This is a genomic window from Xanthomonas sp. SHU 199, from assembly GCF_000364665.1.
GTDB classification, from domain to species: Bacteria; Pseudomonadota; Gammaproteobacteria; order Xanthomonadales; family Xanthomonadaceae; genus Xanthomonas_A; species Xanthomonas_A sontii.
Map to the genome: position 1 here is coordinate 1 of NZ_AQOI01000008.1, position 603 is coordinate 603.

At 74.8% G+C, this 603-nt stretch carries 1 pseudogene; it reads right to left on the reverse strand.

The window, feature by feature from the left end:
• A pseudogene (locus tag D183_RS0100460) lies at positions 1-603 on the reverse strand (ABC transporter ATP-binding protein); the annotation flags it as partial.

The window sequence follows — 603 nt, forward strand, 5'->3', positions numbered from 1 at the left end:
CGGCCGGCGGCGGCGCGAACAGCGCCACCGGTGCGTCGGGCTGTACCTGACGCGCGGCCTCGGCGATGCGCTCCAGGCTGCGCGCCTGCGTGACCTGATGATCGCGCACCCGCTTGCCGGCACTGTCCTGGCTGCGTTGCTTCTGCCGGCCGAGCAGGATCGGCGCCTGGTTGGCCGTGCCGGCCTGCTGCCGCCCGCGCGCACTGCGCCGCTGCTGTCGATCGTGCTGCGCCTGCCAGGCAGCGTTGTCGCGCGCGTGCTGCAGCTTGTGCTGCGCCAGTTCGGCCTGCGCGGCCTCGCGCTCGCGCGCCCGGCACTGCAGGTAGAACGCGTAGTCGCCGCCGTAGTCACGCAGCCCGCCTGGCGACAGTTCCAGCGTGCGCTGCATGTCCTGCAGCAGCAGCGCATCGTGGCTGATCACCAGCAGGCCGCCCGGCCAGCGCTGCAGCGCCTCGCGCAGGCGCTGCCGCTGCGCCGCGTCCAGGTGCAGGGTCGGCTCGTCCAGGATCAGCGCATCGGCCTCGGCCAGCCAGGCGCCGATCAGCGCCACCCGCATCGCCTCGCCGCCGCTGAGCGTGGCCGCCAGGCGGTGCGGCTCCAGCG